Source organism: Streptomyces sp. T12 (assembly GCF_028736035.1).
Lineage (GTDB): Bacteria > Actinomycetota > Actinomycetes > Streptomycetales > Streptomycetaceae > Streptomyces.
The window spans coordinates 7,824,544-7,849,034 of sequence record NZ_CP117866.1 but is presented as its reverse complement, the minus strand read 5'-3'; the positions used below and the strand labels follow the sequence as shown (position 1 = coordinate 7,849,034).

The 24,491-nt window shown below is 69.0% G+C and carries 18 protein-coding genes and 1 pseudogene; 5 read left to right on the top strand and 14 right to left on the bottom strand.

Features of this window, described 5'->3' with window-relative positions:
- Positions 1-161 precede the first annotated feature (161 nt).
- The gene (locus PBV52_RS35355) at positions 162-566 is read left to right on the top strand and encodes a type II toxin-antitoxin system PemK/MazF family toxin (protein WP_274243974.1); all 405 of its coding nucleotides are present in this window, start codon (positions 162-164) and stop codon (positions 564-566) included.
- Positions 567-978: 412 nt separating this feature from the next.
- On the opposite strand, the gene PBV52_RS35350 is transcribed toward PBV52_RS35355, so the two are convergent.
- Both PBV52_RS35350 and PBV52_RS35345 read right to left on the bottom strand, forming a co-directional pair.
- Complete coding sequence (locus PBV52_RS35350) at positions 979-1,188, bottom strand: DUF397 domain-containing protein (protein WP_274243972.1); 210 nt, start codon at positions 1,186-1,188, stop codon at positions 979-981.
- Positions 1,189-1,196: 8 nt separating this feature from the next.
- Entirely contained in the window at positions 1,197-2,048 is an 852-nt protein-coding gene (locus PBV52_RS35345; protein WP_274243970.1) for a helix-turn-helix transcriptional regulator, read from the bottom strand.
- Between the two features lie 237 nt (positions 2,049-2,285).
- On the opposite strand from PBV52_RS35345, the gene PBV52_RS35340 reads away from it, so the two are divergent.
- On the top strand, positions 2,286-2,693 hold the full coding sequence (locus PBV52_RS35340; protein WP_274243968.1) for an ATP-binding protein: 408 nt from the start codon (positions 2,286-2,288) through the stop codon (positions 2,691-2,693).
- Positions 2,694-2,878: 185 nt separating this feature from the next.
- On the opposite strand, the gene PBV52_RS35335 is transcribed toward PBV52_RS35340, so the two are convergent.
- The 10 genes and pseudogenes from PBV52_RS35335 to eccB form a co-directional block, all read right to left on the bottom strand.
- On the bottom strand, positions 2,879-3,520 hold the full coding sequence (locus PBV52_RS35335) for a hypothetical protein (RefSeq protein ID WP_274243966.1): 642 nt from the start codon (positions 3,518-3,520) through the stop codon (positions 2,879-2,881).
- Between the two features lie 14 nt (positions 3,521-3,534).
- Complete coding sequence (locus PBV52_RS35330) at positions 3,535-4,503, bottom strand: WXG100 family type VII secretion target (protein ID WP_274243964.1); 969 nt, start codon at positions 4,501-4,503, stop codon at positions 3,535-3,537.
- A complete protein-coding gene (locus PBV52_RS35325) occupies positions 4,503-4,826 on the bottom strand; it encodes a WXG100 family type VII secretion target (protein ID WP_274243963.1) in 324 nt (107 codons plus the stop codon). Before PBV52_RS35325 ends, PBV52_RS35330 begins: the two co-directional genes overlap by 1 nt.
- A 1,033-nt stretch (positions 4,827-5,859) precedes the next feature.
- Complete coding sequence (gene mycP / locus PBV52_RS35320) at positions 5,860-7,080, bottom strand: type VII secretion-associated serine protease mycosin (protein WP_274249790.1); 1,221 nt, start codon at positions 7,078-7,080, stop codon at positions 5,860-5,862.
- 202 nt (positions 7,081-7,282) lie between these two features.
- Positions 7,283-8,731, bottom strand: coding sequence for a WXG100 family type VII secretion target (locus PBV52_RS35315; protein ID WP_274243962.1), 1,449 nt, complete (start codon positions 8,729-8,731; stop codon positions 7,283-7,285).
- 158 nt (positions 8,732-8,889) lie between these two features.
- Positions 8,890-8,985: pseudogene (locus PBV52_RS51875) on the bottom strand (hypothetical protein); the annotation flags it as partial.
- 212 nt (positions 8,986-9,197) lie between these two features.
- On the bottom strand, positions 9,198-10,331 hold the full coding sequence (gene mycP / locus PBV52_RS35305; protein ID WP_274243959.1) for a type VII secretion-associated serine protease mycosin: 1,134 nt from the start codon (positions 10,329-10,331) through the stop codon (positions 9,198-9,200).
- 519 nt (positions 10,332-10,850) lie between these two features.
- Positions 10,851-11,135 carry a WXG100 family type VII secretion target gene (locus PBV52_RS35300; protein WP_274243957.1) on the bottom strand — a complete coding sequence of 95 codons (285 nt, stop codon included), beginning with the start codon at positions 11,133-11,135 and terminating at the stop codon, positions 10,851-10,853.
- Between the two features lie 100 nt (positions 11,136-11,235).
- On the bottom strand, positions 11,236-11,547 hold the full coding sequence (locus tag PBV52_RS35295) for a WXG100 family type VII secretion target (RefSeq protein WP_274243955.1): 312 nt from the start codon (positions 11,545-11,547) through the stop codon (positions 11,236-11,238).
- 217 nt (positions 11,548-11,764) lie between these two features.
- Entirely contained in the window at positions 11,765-13,336 is a 1,572-nt protein-coding gene (eccB, locus tag PBV52_RS35290; protein WP_274243953.1) for a type VII secretion protein EccB, read from the bottom strand.
- Between the two features lie 532 nt (positions 13,337-13,868).
- Between eccB and eccE the strand changes: the two genes are divergently transcribed.
- The 3 genes from eccE to PBV52_RS35275 all read left to right on the top strand — a co-directional run bounded on the left by eccE (position 13,869) and on the right by PBV52_RS35275 (position 19,488).
- Positions 13,869-15,191: a type VII secretion protein EccE gene (eccE, locus tag PBV52_RS35285; protein ID WP_274243951.1), complete on the top strand. Its 1,323-nt coding sequence runs from the start codon at positions 13,869-13,871 to the stop codon at positions 15,189-15,191.
- Positions 15,191-16,033 carry a hypothetical protein gene (locus PBV52_RS35280; RefSeq protein WP_274243949.1) on the top strand — a complete coding sequence of 281 codons (843 nt, stop codon included), beginning with the start codon at positions 15,191-15,193 and terminating at the stop codon, positions 16,031-16,033. Before eccE ends, PBV52_RS35280 begins: the two co-directional genes overlap by 1 nt.
- 254 nt (positions 16,034-16,287) lie before the next feature.
- Complete coding sequence (locus PBV52_RS35275; RefSeq protein ID WP_274243947.1) at positions 16,288-19,488, top strand: SCO5717 family growth-regulating ATPase; 3,201 nt, start codon at positions 16,288-16,290, stop codon at positions 19,486-19,488.
- Positions 19,489-19,555: 67 nt separating this feature from the next.
- On the opposite strand, the gene PBV52_RS35270 is transcribed toward PBV52_RS35275, so the two are convergent.
- Both PBV52_RS35270 and PBV52_RS35265 read right to left on the bottom strand, forming a co-directional pair.
- The gene (locus PBV52_RS35270) at positions 19,556-20,503 is read right to left on the bottom strand and encodes a bifunctional riboflavin kinase/FAD synthetase (RefSeq protein WP_274243945.1); all 948 of its coding nucleotides are present in this window, start codon (positions 20,501-20,503) and stop codon (positions 19,556-19,558) included.
- A gap of 155 nt (positions 20,504-20,658) precedes the next feature.
- On the bottom strand, positions 20,659-24,408 hold the full coding sequence (locus PBV52_RS35265) for a trypsin-like peptidase domain-containing protein (RefSeq protein WP_274243942.1): 3,750 nt from the start codon (positions 24,406-24,408) through the stop codon (positions 20,659-20,661).
- Positions 24,409-24,491: the final 83 nt, after the last annotated feature.

Here is a 24,491-nt window from a genome sequence, read left to right as displayed (position 1 = left end):
CCTCGAACGCCTCCTGCCAGTGGGCAGGGTTTACGCTGTGACCTGCGGCCACCGCGTGATCTTCAGTCTTCACACACCGATGATCAACGGTGGCCGCACCCGTCTCCACAGCGCGTCAGGCTCGCGCAGCGTCTGTCTGCCGTCCTGTGTCTGGAGGACTTGTGCAACGTGGCGAAGTCTGGTGGGTCCAGTTCGACGAGCGGAGGTTGGTCGTACTGCTGTCGGGAGACGAAGCGTCCGGGATCCGGGTGATGCAGGTCGTCGCTCCGGCGGGCGTCGACATTAGCGGTCTGGGCATCGAAGTGATGGTGGGCGCCGGTGAAGGAGTGCCGTTCGAAGGCGTGCTGCGGCTCGCGTTCCCACGTCCAGGCTTCACCCCTTGCACGTGGCTGACCACTGTGTCACGGGACGACCTGATAGAGCGGGCGGCCGTCCTGTCCTCGGCGAAGCTCAGCGAGATTGACGATGCCCTCCGACTCGCTGAACAAGCGCAGGAGCAGACCCCGGCGACGACCGCGAAGCTCAGCGAGATAAGGGACGCCCTCCGTCTCGGTGAACTCGGGTAGAGGGAGAAGGAGCCGACGGCGTGGGCGGTCTCGGCCAGATGGTCGACGCTGTCCGACTGCCGCCTCGGCGCCCCTCACCATCGAGATCACGATCTACGGCTGGAGTACTAGCCGACGTCGCTGCCCGTCGTGGGGCTGAACTCGATCTTCTGGCTCCGGCCGACAACGCGCGCACAGTGAAAATCGCCGCCCAACTCGCAATGTCGTCGGCCGCTGCGGATGTACGAGGTGCTCAACACGCTACGACCTTCGACGTCACGATCGAGGTCGGCCTTTGAGGTGGCTGATGAACGCCGTAAAGGCTCCGGTCGGAAAGGTGAGGATTGCCACGCCGGGACCCTCACGGCACCAGACGGTGGCCGATCGGTTGGGCTGTCCGTCGTGGTCGCCGCCTGGGCCTGATCCCTCGGGGCTACGGGCCTTCGACGTAACGCCCGGTGTCGGCCTTGAGGTTGCTGATGAAGGCCGTGAAAGGTCCGGTCGGGAACGAGAGCGTGCCCTCGGCCGGGGCCTTCGAGTCGCGTATCGCGACTTGGGTGTGGAGGTTCGCTATCTCTACACAGTTGTTGCCATCGCCACTGCCTGAGTAGGACGACTTCCGCCAGTTGTCAGAGGTGGTCACGGCGCGCCTCACAGTTCCTTCGCCAGTCTGTGGATGAAGTCACGCGACCGCTCGGGGTCGAGCGACACAGCCTCCACTTTACGGAAGAGCGTTCGATAGGCGCCAAGCTGGGCTTCGGAGTCTATGAATCCGGCCCCCTGAGGCGCATCGCGTACCGCCGTATCCAGCTTCGGCACGACACCACCCACGTACATCATTGAGTTTGTGGCGCCGGCGAAGCCGTCCAGGTCGAAGGGGATGACCCGCACCGTGATGTGGTCCGCTTCGGACAGTTCGAGGATGCGGGCGAGTTGAGCCCGTGTGGCGGTACGGTCGCCAACCCTGATGCGTAGTGCCGCTTCATGGATCACCGCTTCGTACGGGACTGGGGCCGGGTCCTCGATGATCACCTTGCGTGCCATCCGGTGGCGAACCCTCCGCTCGAGGTCGTCATCGGGCGGCTCGGGGACTCGGTACGAGAAGACGGCGCGGGCGTAGTTCTCCGTCTGGAACAGGCCCGGGACATGCAAGAACTCCACATCCAGGCGATACGTGCAGTGGTGTTCCAACTCGGCAAGGTCCAGAAACGAGTTGGGGAGCTTGCCTCGGTACTCCTCCCACCAGCCTCGGGACCGATCAGTCGCCATGACCACCAGCGCGTCAAGCAACTGGGCGTCGATACAGGAGTAGTTGGCCGCAAGGCGACGCACCGTGTCCTCACTCACACCCCCAACGCCGGACTCGATCTGGCTCAGCCGGGCCGCGTCGGTTCCGAGCAACGCGGCGGCATCTCGCCCCTTTAGCCCTGCCGCCTCGCGCAGTTTCAGCAGTTCGGTGCCCAGTCGCGCCTGCCGCGCGGTGGGTTGCCGTCTCCGCGGCATGAGTGCCTCCTTGCCCCAACGACCTTGGATCGGTGCCCCGTTCGGCGGTCAGATTACGGCAACGGCTTGCCGAGTTCCAATATTGGACCCTACTGTCGGTGTTGCGACGCACACACTGCGGAACACCGGGATCCCGGAAGCGCACTACTCCGTCCTGTCATGACGGCTGCGGCACTGCCACCGCCCTCCCTTCCGCTGAATGCGCCAACTCCCCTTCTACCGACAAGGAGTTCCGGCATGCCTGAAAATGAACCCTGGGAATACTCCCTCTACATCCCGAACGACCCACGCGCCGTCACCGTCTGTCGTCGTACCGTCCGCCTGATCCTCACGATGCACGGCTTGATCAACCTCGTCGACACCGCCGAACTCCTCGCGACGGAGCTGGCCTCCAACGCCGTACGCCACACCAAAGGGCCCGCCGCCCTGCGTGTACGGTGGCGCAGCGGAGTGCTGCGCATCGGTGCCTGGGACACTGACCCCGAGCCGCCCGAACCGCCATCGAAGCTGGCCAACTTGGTCGACGCGGAGGAAGGCCGCGGTCTCGCACTGGTCCGTGCCTGTGCCGACGTATGGGGCTGGCAGCCGCTGACCAGGAATGGCAACCGAGGTAAATGCGTATGGTGTGAGCTAGTTGCCGCGTAGGTAGGGCGATCAGGTCAGGGGGAGTCGACCGCGGTCGTCCTTGACGACGCCCTTTTTGCGCCTGCATCAAGGGACCAGGGCGGCCCACTGTCCAACTCAGGTAGGGATGCTGCGACGGCGCGCCGCCTGGGATCGGGCCGGCCGGTCCCAGGCGGATTTACTGACGCCAGTTCACAACTGGCTGCTCACCTCAGGTTCGGAATCGGGTCGAGGTGGCTCAACCGGAGCGGGAACGCGTCCGACATACGCCTCCACCCGTCGCCCCAGAACCTGACCGTGCACCATGAACCATCGACGAAGCCGATCTCGTGGTCGCCACCCATCACGTCGCTGCGGTCCCGGATCCAGGCCACATTACGAATGTCCGTGGCCCACCCCGCCTCAACCGGACCGGGTTCGCCGGTCAAGGAACGCACGCGGGACACGTACACGATGTGCAGGCGGTGGTCGGTCACCTGCATCACCACGGACGGCGGGTTCGCCGGGTTCTTCGTCCGAGGCGCCAGGCCGCGGGCCAGATGGCCGGCCATGCTGTTCCAGCCGCCGTGAAAAGGCTTGCCCGGCTTCCTCTTATCTCGCTCCGTGAACGCTTCGACCAGCCGTTCGAACGGGTTCAAGGTGGCCGTGACGACTCTCAGGAGCCCGGTCATCGGCAGCAGCAACCAGCCACCGAGCGCGATGCGTTCAGATCGTAGAACCCGCGGGCGGCGAAACCGGCCGGGCGACGGCGCCCGTTCGGCCAGATCGACCCCGTGCTCAGATCGCAGCACCTCACCTGCCGGAACCAACGACCTCGCGCGCTCGACCTTCTCGCGGACGAAGTCCACCCTGCTCGTTATGCTCACCCGAAATCGTCCCTCACTGTCCTTGCCGCACTCGAAGGAGTCACGTCCGTACGCTCGTCGAAACTCTTCGGGTCAGGACGCTGGTGGTACTCGTAACGCTCCTCCGCCACTCCCGGCCCGTCCTCCAGCAGACTGCCCTGGACCGCCCCTGCCGGGTCCGCACCGATGACGTCCTTGACGACGCCCTTCACGCCCTTCTTGACGACCCTATAGCCCGCATACATGGCCAGATCGTTGAGATTGCGCTCAGGGATTGGGTTGCCGCGCTCATCGACCTTCTTTATGTAGCGCATGAGGCCGCCCTTGAAATGCTTGGGCCCCTTACGCAGTGCATTCCGAAGCTTCATCATCTTGCGGAGCAGCTGCATGCGCTTGGCAAGGTCTGACAGAGCGTCCGCCAGTTTCGCCGTGATCTTCACGGCCTTCGCCGCCTTGTGGGCGATACCCGCGGCCGCGATGAGCGGACCGATGGCCGCTGCGGCGCCCGCCGTCAGAAGCGACAGGATCGCGGTGGTCGCGGCGGCCGCGAGCGCGGTCTCCACGATCTCGACGATGAGGTCGAGCATCAACTGCTCGGCGGCCGCGCACTCCTGGGCCGCCATTTCGAGGAGTTCGGCCATGGTGTCCATGTCCGTGGCCTCGCCCCTGAGGGCTTCCTCGAACTCGGCCATCATCTTGTCAAAATTGGTGAACGCCTCGCCCTGCCACTGGGTGGCGAGCGTACGTCGTTCGACGACCAGGTCCTCGATCACTCCGCGTACGTCATTGGCACCCTTGCGCCACTGAATCGCGGTCTCGGTGAGGAGTTCGTTGTCGCCACTGACCTGCTCGAGCAGTTCATCCAGGTTGAACTGCTTCATGATGCCCCGGATGATCTCGTCGAGAACTCCGGCGAGCGGGTTGCTCCAGTCCAGGACGAAGTTGATCCGGCTCAGGGCATCGCCCGCCGCCTGTCCCGCACCCATCAGTTGCCGCCGCCCATCATGCCCCTGTTGTCCATCTCTGTGCCGTCGTAGGCGGCAGCAGAATCCTTGAGCGCGTCGGCTATTGAGTGGAGCGTTTCGACGGCGTCGGTGAGGTCGTTGCCGGACTCCTTGTGCTGAGTGTCGTAGTCGGCCTTCAGATCGTCCGACTGCGGCAGCCTTCCGAATGTCTCCTGGGTGAGTTCCAGTTGCTGGGTACGGCTCCGGATGTTGTCGATCCGGCCGGCTGCGGCTTCCACAGCCCTGGCGTACTTGCGCAAGGCGTCGCCCTCGACATCGAATCCCCCGCTCATAGTTCCCCTCATCAGTAGTACGTTATTTGGATGATTGCGGCCGTTGCGCCGGCCATGACGAGATCCATTCCATCATGCGTGCTGCCCACGAAGGAATGGGTAACCCTGCCTCCGGCAACGTTCGGACAAGACTGTTGCGAAGCCCGTTGCCGGAGCACGGCCACCTCGACGGCTCCGCCCGCGCTGCGGCGGTTCTGGCGCAACTGGACGCAACAGCCAGCGGGCTTTCCCACTGCCCTGGTACGAGGTCAGTTGGACCGTGCGTAGTGCGCTGCGGCAGCACCGAACCCCGCCAGTGCTCTCCCGTAAGGACGCGCTGAAAGCTCGGCTATGCCGTCGAGAAGACCTTGTCGATCCTGCGCCATATCAAAGGCCGGGCCGGCCATCCGCTGGGAAAGGCGCCGCAATTCGCGACGCCTTTGTCCAACTCACTTGAGGCCACATCACCTGGCGACACATCAAGAAGACCCGGCAGCAGCCGGCGATTCAAGGACTGCCGCAGGCTGCCGCGCTACGCCGACAGGTACGGACGCGGAGGTGCGTGCAGAGCGTAGGGACCCGGGTGATATGTGCCGGGGCCGGCCAGCAATCGGAGTACCGAGTACCCGAGCGGGCTACCCCACTGAACGGCTACCTACTGATCCTGATACGGGGGTTGCTGGGGCGGCTGTCCGGGGGGATTGGGGTAGCCCTGATACGGAGTTTGCGGGTACGGCTGCTGAGAGGTCTGAGGGAACGGCTGCTGAGCCGGATACCCCATGCTCTGAGGGTAAGTTCCGGGGCCGCCGGGCGCGGAGCTGCGGCGGCTACGGGTTGCGGCGAAGACGACGCCGGCCCCAATCACGGCCCCGATGACGATCACGCCAAGGATAAGGACGATGGCACCCATTGAAGAAGGTCCCTTCTCATTCTCGGGCTGATTCGCTGCGTTGGAGTTTTCCTCGGTTACGCCCACGGGCAGTCGACCAAGGCCGCTTGCTCAAGCCTCCACGACCGAAGAGGGAGCACCGAAGCGTCCTCCGCCCGCAGAGAGGGACCGCCGTCCCTACTGCCCTTGCTGCGGGGGCTGCTGGGAATAGGGATTGGGGTGCTGCGGGGCCTGTCCCGGGGCAGTGGGGTACTCCTGGCTGGAACCGGAATTGGGGTAGGTCTGCTGCTGGGTAGGGGGGTACGCCGGGTACTGGGAGCCCGCACCGCCGGCGCCGGAGCCGCCGTTACCCCCGTTGCGGCGGCTGCGGAATGCCACGAAAGCGATTCCGCCGATGACCACAACGGCTGCGATACCTCCGACGAGGACGAAGATGTTACTGGAGGAGGACTTCTTCTTTTTGGCCTGGGTCGAGGTGCCCGTCTCCTCGGATGCCTTGCCAGAAGTCGATTCAGTCGACTTGAGCTGACCGAGAGGATTCTCCTTGGGCCCTGCGGGGATGTCCATTGTGACCGCCTGGCGAGGGCGAATGATCCCATAGCCATACTCCTCGTCGGGCGCCTTCAGCCCCTTGTGACCGAGGAATGAAGCCGACTTGATGAGGCGGTTGATTACCTGGCCTGCGGTGAGTTCTGGGTACTTAGCGCGGACCAAGGCGGCAGTGGCGGATACGTAGGCCGTGGCATCCGATGAGCCGTTTGACAAACTGTATTGCTGCGACCGAGTTGGATCCGCGGCAAGAATCTCAACACCTGGGGCCATGAGGGCAAGCCCCTTTCCAGTGTTTGAGCCCTCCCAACGGTTGCCTTCCTTATCAACGGCACCAACGGCGACAACGCCAGGCAGCGCTGCTGGCTCTTCGACAGCAATGGACCCATCATTACCTGCGGACGCAACAACAACCACGTCGTGGGCTTGCGCGTACGCGATAGCCGCACGACCGTCACTCAGAGTCTTGCCGCCGTCATTACCGAAAGAGAGATTGACGACCTTCGCACCCTGGTCCACTGCATACCGAACCGCTGCAGCCCAGGTCTCATCATGATTTGCGTCCTTCTCCGTCTGGATAGTACGCAGGGGCAGGATCTTTGCCTTCGGCGCGAGGCCCACCATGCCAGACGAATTCCCCGCGCCATGGCCGTGCCCAGCGATGAGACTGGCCATACTCGTCCCGTGTCCGACTCGGTCCTCCTGTGCGTTACCTCCGCCGGTGAAGTCTTTCCCCTTGAGGACCTGCCCAGTCAGATCGGGGTGACTGGCATCCACGCCGGAATCGACAACGGCTACAGTTACGCCTTCCCCTTGAGTCTCAGCCCAGGTGTCCTGCATCGCGAACACGTCCAAGACCCACTGCTGGTCTCTCACATAGTCTGCTGAGGCCGTCGGGGCCAAGGTGAGGAGCAAGGCTCCCGTCAACGCCACGACACCTGTCGTGGACCAGACTCGCTTGAAATGCAACTCCCTGCTCCTCACTCAGCTTTGGCTGGGTGTGCCAGCCTTCATACATGGGCTGACGACAATTTGTCGTCAGCCCGGTTGCTTACTCGATAGTCCGCGGTACATTCCGATTGCGGTCTTCTTCCGAGATCCAGGTCTCTTCATCCTCAACCAGGTAGTCGGGACGGTCACCCTGGCTGTTCTCGTCGTTGGGCCGTCGACCGTTGCGACCACCCATACCGCCAGCCATTCCGCCCCCCATGGCGCCACGCTGGGTTCCGCCACGGCTGCCGTGCAGGCCCGCGCCACCGCCAGTGCCCTTACCAGAAATCCCCTTGGCTGCACCGACCACACCGCCACGGGACTTGGCGAGCGCTCCACGCCCCCCCGCGCCAGCACCGCCTCGGCCAGCCGCGCCTGCTCCAGCTCCGCCCATACCGCCCATTCCGGCCCGGCCTCCGGCGCCGCGGCCTGCCGCCGCGCCGCCAGCCAGACCACCACGACCGCCTGCGGCTCCGATGCCGCCACGCGCGGCAGCACCGCGCCCGAGGCCGGAGGTTCCGCCAGGGGCCATGATGCCAGGGCTCTGACTTCCACCTGTACCGATGCCACCACCACCGCCACTCACGCCGACGGAACCCGTACTGGGACCAGTCCCCGTCAGGCCGGGGGAGATGCCATCCACCTTCGTCTTGGCTGTGGGGAGCTGCGAGCCACCTGTGATACCCGGATCACGAGGCACCGCGGGAGCCGGCTTGATGCTGGTGGTTCGGCCTGCACTCCATGGCTTATTACCCGATCCCGAACCGCTTGGACGGGACGCACCCACGCCGGGCGAGACGACAGGTGGCGGGTACTCCACGTTGCCGTTGGGTTCCTTGATGTTGCCCTTGTCATCGATAAGCAGCTTGTTCCTGTCCAGGTTTCCCTTAACCCGGATGTACTGGGCCGCAAGGTTCTCCATGACGGCAACACCGTTGAGTTGAGCCTCCCGGCTCGCACCAATCTTGCCCTCGTTGATTTCCGCTACTTCATCAGCGGTCAACTTGCGGTCCTTGAGATCGCCAGCTACTGCCTCGCCGTTGTCCCATTTCCAGTCGCTGAGGGCGTCACCGAGCTTGGCCCAGCCACTGGGTTCCTTGATCTCATCCAGCTGTGTCCTGTACGTGCGCAGCTGTGTGCCAGCGTCAGCCATCTGCGAGCTGTTGAGATTGGCATGCCACGCCGCGTTCCTGATGCTCTGAGAGATTTCTCGAGCCTTCTTCTCAAAGCTCCGAGCTGCATCCCCCTCCCAGTGCTCCAGGACATTGTCAACTGCCCTGTCGAGCAGGCCGGCGATGCCACCCTCTGCGCCGCCGGTAAGCATCTCCTCGACCTTGCCCCAATGGCGGCCGACATCCTCGATCGTGTCGGGATCGGTGCCCTCAAGCATCTGCTTGAGTTCTTTTAGCGAGTAGTTGATGAATTGAGTCTTGGTCTGAGGCCGATCAGGGTCCGCAACGCAGACGTCATTCACGATCTTGGGCTCAGGCAGGTCTTTGTCACCGGCCATTTTGAACTCCTCCCCTTGGTAGCTGCTCTCGATCCGGAACTTTTAGTCCCACTTGCCCTTCGGAGCCCCGGAGTCACCACCCATTTGCTGCTTGTTCGCGTACTCCTGCTCGGTGTACTTGTCCTTGACCTTGGAGGTGCTCGTGCCGAACTTGTCGATCAGACCGTGCAGGTTTTTGATCGCGGTCTCAAGGTCAGTCTTCGCGTTATGGTGCGCGCTCCGCAGGTCACCCGCCTCCATGAACAAGCAGGTGTTCCCGAACGCGTCCATCGGGATCTCCGTGTTGTAGCGCGACGTCTGTCCCGCTTTGTCCATGTCGTCCAGCAGCGTCCAGAGCTTCCGGATCACCTCGTCCAGCGCGCTGAGATCAACCCGCATTCCGTTACTCATACCCCGTTGTCCTCTCCCCTGTGTCTCAAGTTGTCAGCACCCACTCGGTGCCCAAGTCATCGCCCAGCACGACCCACTACCCAGCAACCCGTCCGGTCCGGCCAGCCCGCCCGGACTGCCCATCCCGCCGACTACGCCAGTCCCGCACAGCCACCCCACTCCCCGCAACCACAAGCGCCAGAGCCAGCCCCGTGCCCAACACGTAAATAGCCACCCGGCGTTCCCGCTCCGCCTCGCTCTCCCCCATGGTCACAGCCATAGGGATGACCCCACCAGCCCCGGCCGCAACCGGCGGATCCGGCTCCGGGGACTCACCCGGGGTCGACTCCTCCGACAACGCGGCGACCGGGTCGACGACGCCCCACCCGATGAAGGGGTTGGGCTTGCGTCCCGGGCGCTGGGCGGTTTCCTCGATGCGGGTGGCGATCTGGGCTGCGTCCCAGTCCGGGTACTTGTCCTTCAGCAGGGCCGCGATCCCCGCGACATACGGCGCCGCGAAGCTCGTGCCGTCCGCGGTGCACTGGCCGCCGAGGGGGACCGTGGAGACCATGCTGACGCCCGGTGCCGCGACGTCAACGAAGGTGCCCGATTGTGAGAAGGGGGCGCGTTCGTCGTTGCGGTCGGAGGCCGCCACCGCCAGGACGCCGTCGTAGGCGGCGGGGTAGGTCTTCGCGAACTTGCCGTCCGCTCCGTCGTTGCCGGCGGCTGCCACGATCAGGGCGCCCTTGCCCACCGCGTACTCCACGGCGGCCGCGAGTGTCTCGTCGTCCTTCTTGTTCTGGGTGTCCGAGGAGATGTTGATGATCTTCGCGTCCTGGTCGACCGCGTAACGGATCGCCGCAGCCATGGTCCCCGCGTCGCCCTGCTTCTCCTGCCCGCCCGTGTAACGGAGGGAGAGGATCTTGGCGTCCGGCGCGATGCCCACGAAGCCCGTGCCCTTGAGCGGGCGGGCCGCGATGATGCCTGCGACCCGGGTGCCGTGGCCTTCGATGTCCTTGGTGGCGGCGCCGTCGACGAAGGTCTTGCTGCCGGAGGCCATGGCGTTGGTCAGCTGGCGGTTGGAGGCGTCGACGCCCGTGTCGATCACGGCGACCGTGACGTCCTTGCCCGTCGCCTGTCCCCACAGCTGGTCCAGGAGGATCCGCTGGAGCGACCACGGCGTGGACTTGATGACCTTGCCGCCGAAGACGCACTCCGTGCTGTCCGCCAAGCCGAATTCCGTACCGGCCGACACGGTGCCGCTGGAACCAAGGGTGCCTGCGGCCGAGTGGCGCGTGGGCGCCGACGGGTCTGCGAATGCCGGCGTCGCCGACGCCGACGCACAGCAGATCCCCGTCACCGCAAGCACGCCAAAAACCCGCTGCAGTGCGCGGGTTCCACTGTTGCGGCTACGCGAGCGGGCTGTCCGGCCCTTCACGCTCAGGCCCCCCATGTTCAGGCCCCCAGGGCTTCCTTGCTTCTCTCGAAGCTGGGTCATGTGTGTGTGACGGATGTAGCTGAAGTAGCTGAAGTAGCTGATGCAACTGATGCAGCTGATGTAGCGATACGTGTGAAGAATTGCGGGACTTTCTGCGTGCAGCCCCACAGAAGCTGTTTGCCATCCCGCAGGAACTGTCCGCGAACCCGCAGAAGTTGTGTACGACCCCGAAGCAGAGGTCGGCCCAGTCGACGCCGGGGCGTCGGCTGGGCCGATTCTCTTCACCTCATGCCCCTCGGGCCGCCGACGGGCTCAGGCCCAGGTGTTGGCGTTGCTCTTCTCCGTGGCCTGGTAGTTCTCGGCCGCGCTCTGCAGCGCCGTGGAGATCTTCAGCAGGGTCGCGTGCAGGTCAGCGGCGGTCTGGTCCCACTCGCGCTGCTTGCGCTGGTAGCCCTCCTGCGCCTCACCTTCCCAGGTGCTGGCGACGCGCTTGACCGCGGCCTCGATGTCGTCGAGCTGCTGCTTGATGCGGCCGGCGGTGGACTTCACGTCCGTGGACGCGTTGGTGATGGTTGCGTAATTGACGAGGATCGACATCGTCGTTCCCTTTCAGGAAGAATCGAAGGAAGTCTGTGGAAATCGAGAGGAAGTGAAGTACTTCGGGAGGAAGTGGAGTACTTCAGACCGAACCGCTTGATCAGCCGAAGTCGGACATGATCTTGCTGATCTCGGAGTTCTGCTGCTCTTCCGACGCGGAGTAGTTGCTCCGCGTGGAGTCCACGGCTTCCTTGATGTCGTTGAGGATGTCGCTCATCCTCTTCGCGTCCGCGTTCCAGCGGTCCTGCAGCTGGCGGTACGACTGGGCCGCCTGGCCCTTCCAGCCGCCGGCGATCTGGTCGATCACTCCGTTGAGGCGGCGGATCTCGCCCTGCAGCTGACCGTTGACGGTGTTGATGTCACCGGAGAGCTTGGTGAGTTCGTCCTCTGTTACCCGGAACTGCCCGGCCATGATGAACCTTCCCCCATGTCGTCGTTGATCCGGGAAACCTGCACTGGTGCCCGGAGAAGCTTCGCACCGTTGAGCGCTGCAAACACTCTATCGCCAGCCTGTCACCAGACCACAGTCACGGCCAATCAGTTACACGGCTCACACACTTGAGCGATCATCTTGTGACCCGTGAGCCGTCTTACTTCCAAGTGCGCCTGTCCGCACCCCTGTTGGCCGGCTACTGGCTCTGTTCCTGAGCAGCGCTTCCGGTGTCCAGAGTGGGCCCCTTCGGAATGAATGTCGCCCACGTCTGCGGCACGAACGAGGGCTGGGAGACGTCCTCGTAACCCAGCCGCGTGCGCGCCTTGTCCGTCTCGCTGGCGTCACCGTTGGACGAGCCCGAGGACGAGCCGTTGCTGTTCCCCTTCGCCGCGCTGTCGTTGCTCTTCGGCAGCGAGTACCGCAGGCCCGTGTCCGTCAGCAGGTACTGCGCACCGCCGCCCTCTGCCGCACCGGTGACCTCCGTGAAGAGCAGGCCCGAGCCGGACGAGACGTAGGCGCTCAGTGAGTCGGCGACGATCCGCTTCGGGTACGTCGTCCCGGCCCAGGCCGCGAGCTGCGGCTTGTTGCCCTCGCCGATGGTGCCGTTGTAGACGCTGCACGAGGTGGTCCGGGCCTCGGCGGTCGCCGTGGCCGGGGAGTTGGCCTGCCGCGGAACGGTCTCGGGCCAGCCCTTGTCCGTGTAGAACCGGCTCGCGTCGCCGCCGTTGGCGTCGATGATCTGCGACGTCGAGAGCTTGATGTCGGCGCTCTCATCCATGCCCCACGCTGCCCTGATCAGGCCGGCGACGAAGGGCGTGATGGCGGCGACCTTGTCCTGGAGGACGACGTAGTACTGCGCGATCTGCGCATCCTGCGCCTTGATCACCCGGCCCACCTTCGTATCGGCGGGGAGCCCCTGTACCTGGGTCGGTCCGCCGGCGGCCGGAACCGTCGGGAAGGTGATCACCCCGGCGTCGTTGAGGGTGCTCAGCCATTCCGAGCTCACCAGCTGCGGTTCGGACCCCGCGGCCGTGGTGCCGATGGCGGCAGCGCGCAGCTTCTCCATGGTGGTGGTCTCGAGCGACGGGCCGCCCAGCAGGAACTTGTTGCCCTTGCTGTCGACCAGATAGTCCAGCTTGGTACGCGTGTCACGGACGTACAGGACCTCGCGGGGGCCCACCTTCCCCGCGTTGTTGAGTTCCTTGGCGTCGGTGGCGTTGAGGACGAAGACGGCACGGTCGATGGCGCGGGCCGCCCCCTCGACCGGACGCTCGCACACCGCCCACGTCTTCGCCTTCTCCGCGTCCTCCTTGGAGGGCAGCCGGTCGGGCGCGTACGGGATGCCGAGGGTCGCGCCGTGCGGGATGGCGCTCTTGTCGATCTCCTTGCCGGGGACCTCGATGACGCTGCCCTTGCCCTTGTCGAGGAGGAGCTTTGCGGAGGCGTAGTTCAGGACGGGGTGCAGCGTCTTGGTCTTCTTGCCGTTCGACGTCTTGTCGTTGAGGACGACGTACCGCGTCGTGGAGTCGCTGTCGACGATGATGTACTCACCCGGCGTGTCCCAGCCCTTGGGTGCCGTGGGCTTGATCACGCCCCACGCGATGAAGCCGATCACCAGCACCAGGCCCACCCCGAGGCTCGGCATCACCGTACGAATGGGACGCGGAGCGCCTTCCTCCGAGCCGCCCGGTGACGGCGCCAGGAACGCCGCGACGGTGCGCTTGCGAGCGAACGTGTAGGCGGCGAGCTCATCCCGACGCTTTGCCATGGTCCCCGTTTCTCCCGTTTGTGATGCTCGATCGTTTTGCTATGTTCCGGCCGCGTGCGTCGCATGCGCCGCGTCTGCCACGTCCGCCGCGCTTGCCGCGTTGGCCGCGTCTGTACTGCTCGATCGCGGTCGTGATGCTTCGATCACGGTCGTATTGTTTCGATCGCGATCGCCTTGCTTCGACCGCGATCGCGATGCTTCGACCGCTCTCGGCAGACCGATTCGGCCGCGCAGGCACCTACTATGCCCTGCGCCACGCGGCGACGATCCATCAGGTGTGCGGCCGCCCCCGCATCTTCACAGAGCTTCACGACAGCGCTCCACCATGCGGGGCCGGTCCATGACAGGCTGACCACCTGGGTTTTGGGTGTCCCCTGTGTCGCCTCGTGTTCCGCAGCGGGTACCGTGAGCCACCCGCATGGATGTTGTGGGCCATCGGTGCCCCTGGCCCGTCGACGGGATCTCGGACCTCTCGGACAGAGGATCCCACCCGACCAACGGCCACTGATTCGCGAAAGGGATGTCCCGGGGGATGACCAGCGCTACGAGCACTCGGCGCGGACGCCGCGCACAGCAGCAACAGGGAGGGCCGGGCGGCAGACGCTCGTCGACTGCTCCGGCCGCCCCCGCCGCCGCGTCGCCGCGCACGCTGCCCCGCCCCGGCGGTCTGGGCCCGGTGCGGCTGCAGCAGCTCATCCTGGTGGAGCTCGCGGCGGCGGTCATGCTGGCCGCCTGGGCCGCCGACCAGTCCTGGCTGCTGGTGCCTGCCGGTGTCGTGGCGGCACTGCTGCTGCTCCTGGCGGTCCTGCGCCGGGGTCGCCGTCCGCTGCCCGAGTGGTACGAGACGACCCGCGCGCTGCGGCAGCGCCGACGCGACGCCAAGCAGCCCGTGCCACCCGGGACGGACGCGATGCTGGCAGCGGTCGTGGAGTGCGATCCCGCCCTGCGGACGTACTCCTTCGTCTCCCGTGACGACCGCTCGATCGGCATGATCGGCGACGGGTCCTTCCTGACCGCCGTCCTGTTCGTGCAGCCCGGAGACCAGCCGCTGCGCCCCGGCGCCGCCGATCGGCAGCTGCCGCTGCGGCTGATCCAGGACGCCCTCGAGGTCGACGGGATCCGTCTGGCCTCCGCGCAGGTCGTGCAGCACACCCAGCCGGCGCCGGCGCCGCATCTGCCGCAGCAGTCGCTGGCCGCGCGGTCGTACGGCCCCCTGCAGGCGCAGGCCGGTTCGCCCGCGCTCCGGCTCACCTGGGTCGCCCTCAAGCTCGACCCGGAGATGTGCCCGGAGGCGGTTCAGGCCCGCGGGGACGGCGTTCCCGGCGCGCAGCGCGCCCTGCTGCGGGTGGCGGACCAGCTGGCGAGCCGACTGGCCGGGGCCGGCTTCAAGGCGACCATCCTGGACGAGACCGAGCTGGTGCAGGCGCTCGCGACCTCCAGCTGCCTGAACCCGCGCGCCAACGCCCAGCACGCTCAGGACGGGCGTACGCCCCAGCGCCGTACGGTCGAGTCGGTGCGGACCTGGCGGGTCGACGACCGGTACCACACGACGTACTGGGTCTCCCGCTGGCCGCAGTTGGGAAGCGGCGGTGTGGCGCTGCCCGAACTGGTCACGCGGTTCACCTCGTTGCCGGTGCTTGCCACGACGTTCAGCATGACCCTGAGCAAGGCCGGCAACCGGGGTGTCGCCCTCACCGGGCACGTCCGTGTCACCGCCCGCGGTGACAGTGAACTCGGCCAGGTGGGGCGCGAGTTGGAGCGGGCCGCGAGTGCCGCGAAGGTCGGCCTGGTCCGTCTCGACCGGGAGCAGGTCCCCGGAGCTCTCGCCACTCTGCCGCTCGGAGGTACGTACTGATGTCCCACCCCGCCTCGACCATGCCCCCGGGGCAGCAGGGCCGGGCCCCTGGGCGCACCCCGGCACACGTGGCCTCCCCCACCGACACCGGCATGATCCCCATCATCCGGCAGCCGGAGACACCGCAGCAGCAACGCCGCATCGTCAGCCCCGGGTTCGGGCTGCGCGGGCCGCGCCGCAACCGCCATGTCGTCACCGCCGACGAGCTCGCGGCGATCAGCATGCCGATCGGTGACGACGGCGTACTCATCGGCACCGACCCGGAACAGCAGCCGGCCGTGCTCGGTCTGTCCCGCCCGACCGCCTTCGACGTCGTGCTCGTGGGTGGCCTGTGGCTCGCCCAGGTGCTGGCGTTGCGCGCCGCCGCGACGGGTGCGCGCGTGGGTGTGGAGACCGGACGTCCGCAGGCCTGGCAGCAGTTGGCCCAGGCGGCCGGCGGCGGCCAGCAGTGCGTGACGGTGTATCCGGTGGGACGGGTTCCCGCGCAGGGGCCGTCCGTCTCGAGTCCGGTGGTGCTCTTCCGGGACTGTGGCATCCGCCCGCCGCGCGGTCGGGTGACGTCCGTGCCGTGGCAGGCCGTGGTGACGGTGCTGCCGTTCGTCAGTGAGCATGCGCCCCGCTGGCTGGCTCAGGCTCATTTGGTGGGGATTCAGCGCATCTCGCCCTACGAGACCGAGGCCGTACGTGACACCTTGGGGATCCCGGAGGAGCAACTTCAGCACCTGCCGACCCTTCACGACGGCGTCGCCCTGTGGTGCACTCGCAAGCATCAGAAGTTCGTCATGACCGAACCCACCGATGCGGAGACGGGCTTGCTCGGCGTGGCCCGTCGTATGGACTGACACGTCGTCGTCTCCGGGGCGGGGCGCCAACGAGGCCCCGCCCGCGGGGCTTTGCGTCCGCGCCCATGCGGCTCTTCCGCCCACACACCCGGGGCTATAGCGTCCGCGCCCATGGGGGCTTTTCCGTCCCGCCATGCGAGTGATTAGGCTTCTGGTGGTGCGGTGACGATCGCAGTCGCGTGGGACTAGCCACTCGGTCCGCCCGGCCGCGACGACGACCAGCTCAGCAGCAGTGGCTGACCAGGAGGCAAGCAGTGAACAGGGATCGGTCCGAGTACAACGGCGGGAGCCCTTCCTCGGACGGGGACGATCACGAGGTGGATCTCACCGGCGAGTTCGAAATCGTCTACACACCTCCCGCCTGGTACGCCCAAAGTACGCAAAGTGGTTCCACGACCGGCGGACAGCAGGACGCCGGCCGGCCAACGCCACCACCGCCGACCGGAGCGCCCGTCGGGTCGCCCACCGGGCCGCCCGGTGTTCCCGCACCGCCCGCTCCCGGACCGGCGCAGCCACCGGCCCAGGGCGCGCCCCAGCAGCACGCCCAGCCCGCGCAGCCGGCACAGCCCGCGCAGCCCACTCCGGCTCAGGGCACGCCCAACGCCCACCAACAGGGCCCCGCCACGGGTGGCTACGGCTTTCCGCAGCAGCAGTCCGCGCCCGGTGCCCCCGCGGCCGACGGCGCGGCGGCGCCCGGCGGGTACGGCTATCCCCAGCAGGCGCCCGGCGGGTACGGCTATCCCCAGCAGACGGGTGCCAGCGCGCCTCAGCCGGGGCAGGACACGTCGGGTGGCTTCGGCGTGCCCCAGCAGGACACCTCGGGCGGTTTCGCCGCCGCCCCTCAGCAGCACACGCCTGCCCAGCCGCCCGCCGCCCCTCAGCAGCACACGCCTGCCCAGCCGCCCGCCGCGCCCCAGCAGCACGCACCCGCCCAGCCGCCCGGCGCACCCGGCTTCCCCGTGCTGCGTCCGGTCGACGCGGACGCCCAGGCCGCCCCGCCCCCGACCGCCACCCCGGCGGCCGGCGTCCCGGCAGCGCCCGCACCCGAAGAGCCCGCCCCCGCACAGCCGGTGGCGGAGCCGGAGCCCGAGCTCAACCACGCCGCTGCCGACGCCGAGGCGGCGCTGCTGTTCGGCGGTGCCGACGACGACGTGGAGCCGGAGGAGGAGCGGAGCGACGAGGCGGAGTCGGGTGACTCCACCGGTTCCGTCCCCGGTGCGGAGGGCGACGAGTCGGCGTACGTCCAGGCCGACGCGGACTCCCCCGCGCATGCCGATTCCGAGGCCGCGCCGGTGACGGCGGAAGCAGAGCCGGAGGCAGAGGCGCAGGCACCGGCCGCGCCGACGCCCGCCGCTCCCGCGGACCCGGCCACGGCCCAGGGGCAGCAGCCGCAGGCGACGGGACAGGTCCCCGCGCAGCCGCAGGGGCAGCCCACCGGCCAGACCCCCGTGCCGCCTCAGGCGGGGCAGCCGCTTCCCCCGCTGCCGCAGGGCTTCGCGCCCGCGCACCCCGCCCAGGGAGTGCCGCAGCAGGCAGGACAGCCGGACCAGCAGGCGGCGGTGGCCGCCGCACAGGCCGCCGCTGCCCAGGCTGCTGCCGCTGCCGCCGCACAGGCAGACGGATACGGCTACCCCCAGCCGCCCGCCCAGCAGCAGCCCGCGCAGCCGCCGCACCAGACCCCGCCGCAGGGCACGTTCGGCCCGGCCCAGCAGGCCGGTTACCCGGCGCAGCAGCAGCCCGAGCACCCGGCGGCGCAGGCCGGACAGCCCGCCCCGGTCGACCCGCGGCAGGCGCCTCAGCCGGGACAACCACATCCCGGACAGCCGCACCCCGGGCAGCCCCAGGCCGCCGGGTACGGCTACCCGCAGCAGCCCCCGCAGGCCGCACAGCCGCATCCCGGACACCCCCAGCCGGGGCACCCCCAGCCCGGACAGCCGCAGGCGGACGGTTACGGCTACCCCCAGCAGCCGCAGCCCCAGCACCCCGCACAGCCCGGCTACGGCTACCCGCCCCAGCAGGGCGGTTACGGCTACCCGCAGCCCGCGCAGCCCCAGCAGCAGGCGCAGCCGCAGCAGCCCCCGGCCCAGCCCCAGCAGCAGGCGCCGCAGCAGCCGGCACCCCAGCAGAACCCCGCGGTACCGCCTGCCGCCTACGGCAACCAGGGCCAGGGCAACCAGGGCTGGAGCGCCCCGCCCGGCCCCCAGGCCGGACCCGGTGCTCCCCAGCAGCAGCAAGCCGCGCCCGGAACTCCGCTCGGCTACAACGCCGCCGTGGAGCTCTCCTCCGACCGGCTGCTGCGCAACCAGCCCAAGGCCCGCAAGAACAACCAGGCCCCGTCCCGTTTCAAGCTCGGCGCCAAGAAGGAGGCTGCGGAGCGGGAGCGGAAGCTGGGTCTGATCCGTACGCCGGTGATGTCCTGCTACCGGATCGCGGTCATCAGCCTCAAGGGCGGCGTCGGCAAGACCACGACGACGATGGCGCTCGGCGCCACGCTCGCCAGCGAGCGGCAGGACAAGATCCTGGCGATCGACGCCAACCCGGACGCCGGCACCCTCGGCCGACGGGTCCGGCGTGAGACGGGCGCCACCATCCGCGACCTGGTGCAGGCGATCCCGCAGCTGCACAGCTACATGGACATCCGCCGCTTCACCTCGCAGGCACCTTCGGGCCTTGAGATCATCGCCAACGACGTGGACCCGGCGGTCTCCACCACCTTCAACGACGAGGACTACCGCAGCGCGCTCGACGTGCTCGGCAAGCAGTACCCGATCATCCTCACGGACTCGGGTACCGGTCTGCTCTACAGCGCGATGCGCGGCGTGCTGGACCTCGCCCACCAGCTGATCATCATTTCCACCCCGTCGGTGGACGGTGCGAGCAGCGCCTCGACGACGCTCGACTGGCTGTCGGCGAACGGGTTCGCCGATCTCGTCCAGCGGTCGATCACCGTGATCTCCGGTGTCCGCGAGACGGGCAAGATGATCAAGGTGGAGGACATCGTCGCGCACTTCGAGACCCGTTGCCGCGGTGTCGTCGTGATCCCCTTCGACGAGCACCTCGCGGCGGGCGCCGAGGTGGACCTCGACATGATGCGTCCGAAGACCCGCGAGGCCTACTTCGACCTCGCCTCTGTCATCGCCGAGGACATCGCGCGCACCCAGCAGGGCTTCGGCAACCCGAACATGCAGTACCAGCAGCAGCCCCAGCAGGAGTACCCGCCCCAGCAGGGGTACCCGCCCCAGCAGGAGTACCCGCAGCAGGAGTACCCGCAGCAGCAGCCGCCCCAGCAGCCCTACGCCCAGCCCGGAGGCGCCCCGCAGCCGGGTCAGGGCTGGGGTCAGGCCCCGCAGCAGCCCGGGCCGGGGCAGGGCTGGCAGCAGCAGGCGCCGCCGCAGGATCCGCAGCAGGGCCAGCCTCAGCAGGGCGTCGTACCGCCCGGCTGGACGCAGCAGTAGTCCGGGAAAACCACGAAGGGCGGCCGGTGCCTGAGGCACCGGCCGCCCTTCGGCGTCGTAGGACCGGCTACTCGGCCGCCGCGATCAGCTCCCGGCAGCGCTTCACGTCCTCGGCCATCTGCTCCAGCAGGGCCTCCAGCGAGTCGAACTTCGCCTGGCCGCGGACGAAGGCGAGGAAGTCGACGGCGACGTGCAGGCCGTACAGGTCCAGGCCCACGCGGTCGATCGCGTACGCCTCCACCGTGCGCTCGGTGCCGTCGAACTGCGGGTTGGTGCCGACGGAGATCGCGGCCGGCATCACCTCGCCCTGGGCGTGCAGCCAGCCGGCGTAGACACCGTCGGCGGGGATGGCGGTGTGCGGCAGTGTCTCGACGTTGGCCGTGGGGAAGCCGAGTTCGCGGCCGCGCTGGGCGCCTCGCACGACCACGCCCTCCACGCGGTGCGGGCGGCCCAGGATCTCGGCGGCGCCGGTGACGTCGCCCTCGGCGACCAGGCGCCGGGTCAGGGTCGAGGAGAACGGCTGCCCGCCGCCCGCCTCACCGGTCACATACAGGTCGACGATCTCGACCTCGAAGTCGTAGGTCTTGCCCTGTTCGGCGAGGAAGTCCACGTTGCCGGCCGCGCGGTGGCCGAAGCGGAAGTTGGGGCCCTCGACGACCGCCTTGGCGTGCAGCTTGTCGACCAGGACCTTGACCACGAACTCGGCCGGCGACAGCTTCGAGAACTCGGTCGTGAAGGGGAGGATCAGCACGGCGTCCACACCCAGCTCGGCCATGAGGTCGGCGCGGCGGTGGTGCGGGGCCAGCAGGGGCGGGTGGCTGCCGGGGCGGACGACCTCGCTGGGGTGCGGGTCGAAGGTGACGACGACGGCGGGAACGCCCAGCTCACGGGCGCGGTCCACGGCATGCCGGATGATCAGCTGGTGTCCGCGGTGGACTCCGTCGTAGGAGCCGATGGTGACGACGCTGCGCCCCCAGTCCTCGGGGATGTCCTCCAAGCCACGCCAGCGCTGCACTGTGACTGCTCCTTGTCGCAAACTCGTCGAACTCGTCGAACCCGTGTCCGTCTGTGCCTCAGACGCTCTTACGCAGGTCTAAGGGTGCCATGCCGGGCGCCCGGTGCCCGCATCGGCATGGGGGCTGTGACCGGGTGCACGTACGGACGTGCTGGTCATGCGGGAACTCGCACGCCGGCCAGGTTCTCGATCATCCGGCGGGTGCTCGGTCCCACCACCGTCGCCCACTCCTGCGGGGTGTCGTTCAGCCAGCCGGCGATGCGCACGGCGAAGCCGGGGACGTAGCGGCCGAGATCGACCAGTCCGCGGTCGAAGCGGGCCGCGCCGTCCGGGGTGCGGACGAGGAGCACGCCCGTGTGGTGGACGAGGTCGCGGAGGCGCCCGTCGCCCCGGTCGCCGCTGTGCCGGACGGTGGCGTGCAGGAAGGCGTCCAGCACGGCGGGGCTGCGCTCGTGGTCCAGCAGGAAGTCCAGCAGCTCGCGGCGCAGGGCGCGGGAGGCGGGGGCGCCGGAAGCGGCGAGTACGGCGGCGAGGGCGGCCCGCACCTCTTCCGGACCGGCGTCCAGCAGGCCGGTCACCAGCGGGAACAGTACGGCGCGGCAGGCGGGGTCGTGGTCGAGGCGCCGGTCGACGTACGCGGCCACGTCCTCGGCGGTCTCGGGGTGCCGCTCCACCGCCTCCCCTACGAGGGTGGCGACCCGGCGGGCGAGGTCGGGCGTGGTGACGTCGGCGAGAGTGCGCAGCGCCTCTGCGCCGTCCGCTCGGTGCAGGCGCGCGCGGAAGGCGTCGAGGACCGGCTCGGGGTGCGTGGTCAGGGCGGTGACCAGGGCGCTGGGCGGGAGCTGCGGGTCGCCTTCCGCGAAGTGCCGTAGCGCCTGCGGGAGATGACGGGAACGGGTGCTGGGGTCGCGCACGAGCATGGCCAGCGCGCCGCCGTGCAGTGTGCAGTCGGCGGGGCGGTCGAGCAGGGCGAGGGCCGCGTGGCGCAGGAGCTCGCGGTCGGCCTCAGTGCGGGCATGGGGCGCGGCACGCGGCCCGTACACCACCGCCGCGACGCGTCGGGCGGGCCTGTCGTCGTGCGCCCAGCGGTCGACGGCGCGGCACATCGCGGACGGTTCCTCTTCGGCCAGCACGGCGAGCAGCTCGTCGGCCCGGCGGTGCGCGCTGTCGACCAGATTCTCCGTGAGGTCGTCCAGCGCACGGTCGCGGTGCGCGTACAGCAGGGCCTGGGCGGCGCAGGCGACGGTCGCGTGGGGGGTGGCGGGGAGCGGGCGGTCGTCGTCGAACCAGCGGGTGAGATGGGACTGTACGGCGGTGGGGGCGGCGGCGAGGAGGTGGGCCACGGCGTCGAGGTAGCGGGGGCGGTGGGGCGCTGCGGCGTCGGTCTGCGGTCCGTCGGCGAGGACGAGGCGGCGGAGCAGGTCGAGGCGCTCGGCGTCCGGGAGCGGCAGCGCGGTCCAGAAGGCGGGGCCCAGCTCGGGGGGCGCGCTGCGGTGCTGCCGGCTCCAGGCCACGATCCGGTCGGTGACCAGGCGCAGTACGTCCTGGTACGGCATCGCGTCGGGGACGCGCAGCAGGGTCTCGGCGAGGAGCCGGGCGGCCCACCAGGAGTGCCGGTCGGCGTCCAACGCCTGCGTCAACTCCTCCAGCCGCAGGGCGAGTTGGTGGACGCCCTGGTGACGTGTCAGGAGCAGGAGGGCCTGGACGACAGGGCCGATGCGGTGGTGCGGGACGGGCAGCGGATGGGCGGCGTCGGGCTCGGCGCGGCGGCGGTGGACCAGGGCGTGCAGGGCCTCGTCGAGGTCGAGGTGCATGCCCTGGATCCAGTCGGCGAGTTCCTCGTGGGCGAAGCGGTAGCCGTCGCCGGCGGGGACGAGGAGGCCCTCGGTGAGGACGGCGGACGCCCAGCCGGTACCGCCGCCGAGCCTCGCGGGGGCGGGGCCCCAGGGGAACACGGCCTCGAAGGACGTGCGGTCCAGCTCCCCCTGGCCGGGGCCGAGGCTGCGGCGGGCGGCCTCGTGGACCTGGCCGGAGACCTTGGCGGCGAGACGGCGTACGGCGGTGCCGCGCAGGCCGTTCTCGGCGGCGAGACGGACGGCGATACGCAGGCACATGAGGTCGAGGTGGGCGGAGAGGACGTCGTCGCGGTCGAGTGGGGGGTGGGGGGTGTCGGGGAGGGCGGCGCGGACCTCGGAGAGGAGGCGGAGGGTGAGGGGGTGGCGGGCGTCCGGGGCGGCCAGGGCGTCGTCCGGGATGCCGTAGCGGGCGCGGGCCTGGTGGGCCTCGTCGGGGGTGAGGTCGCCGAGCCGTACGCAGGGCGGGAACCGCCCGGACGTCCCATGCGCCGCCCGGTCGGCGGAGCCGTACAGCACTTCCTCCGGGAACTCGGCGCCCGCCCCCTCCCAGTACTCCGCCCTGCACGCCACCACCAGCCGCGCCCCCGCCACCCGCAGCCACTCCTCCGTGCCCTCGGTCCACTCCGTGAGGCGGTGGGCCAGGACGGGGGGCATTTCCTCCGGGCCGTCCAGGAGGAGCAGGAGGGGGCGGCCGGTGGTGCGGGCGAGACGGGCCAGGCGTTCCGGGGTCGTGTCGCCCAGGGCGGCGGGGTCGGAGCCGGCCGACACCGCCACGATGCGGGCCGCCCGGGTCAGCGCCCGCCGTGCGGCGTCGGCCACCGAGGTGTCGTCGCCCTTCAGGTCGGCGCCGCGCAGCCACAGCGTGGGCGCCGCTTCGGGACCGCGGTCGCGGCGGGCGGCCAGGGCCGCGAGTTCCGTCGTACGGCCGCTGCCCGGGCGCCCGACCAAGCCCAGTACGGACGCCCGGCTCTCGGCGAAGGCGCTGAACTCCCGTGCCGTCGAGGCCCGTTCGACCGGGGCCGCGCCTCCCACTCCCCCGGCGTCCGCCCGTCCCCCATGACCCGCCGGCGCCCCCGGCGGACCGTCCTGCCCGACCGACGTGGCCGTCAGCTCCAGTACGCCCGCCAGGTTGAGGTCGACGCCGTACGCCGGCACCGTCGCCGCGTTCTCCGCTAGCAGCTCGGCCAGCGGGCCGTCGGGCCGTGGGCCCAGCGGTACGGCGAAGACGGCGTCGCGTCGGCCGCACCGCAGTGCCGTGCCGAGGACGCCCACCACCGCACCGGTACCGGCGTCGAGCACGGGTCCCCCGGCCGCCCCTCCGCCCAGCCGCAGCGCGTCCCGTCCGGCCGTGCCGATCGCCAACTCCAGGGCGTCGTCGAGGAGATGGCAGCGGTCCGTCGCCGTGTACGTCACGGACGTCGCGCCCAGCACCCGCGCCTCCCGCCAGCCACCGGCCGCGATCCGGACGTACGCGCCGGTCTCGATCCGGTCCCGCACGGTCACCGGCAGCGGGTCCACGCCCAGCCCTTCGGTGCGTACGAGCGCCAGGTCGAGGGCGGGCAACGGGGTCACCGCGCTCGCGGGCACCACGCAACGGCGGTCGCCCTCGGCGGTGTGCAGGACCAGACGGGGCATGCCGTCGACGACCTCGTGGCTGGTGACGACCGTGCCGTGGTGGTCGGCCACGAAGCCGAGGCCGCGGGGTCGGCCGGCCGGGTCGTGGATGCGGACCAGGGCTGCGTCGCGGTGGCGGGCACCGATCCCGTCGCCGTCCGGGCGTTCACCACCGCGCCGTTCACGGGTCGCGCCCTGCCTCACGGAAGCTTCCCCGTCCGGCCACTCGCCGGTTCGAGGCCGGCCCGCGTGGCAACCCTGGTCGTCGTCGTGGAACTGGGAGGGGTCCCACTGGCCCGATGAGTCCCGCAGGCCCTGAGCACCCCACCCGGCGTCCCACGGGTCTCGGGCCCACGCCTCCCCCGTCACCCGCGTCCCGTCCGGCATCCCCGGCATCCGGCGGTCGCCGCCCGCCCGCGGGCCCCGTCCCGCCATCGTCGAACCTCCCCGCCGTACGCCCACACGCCCATACGCCCGCGCCCTGTTTTTTCGACGGTAGGTGCGATGTGATCAGCGGG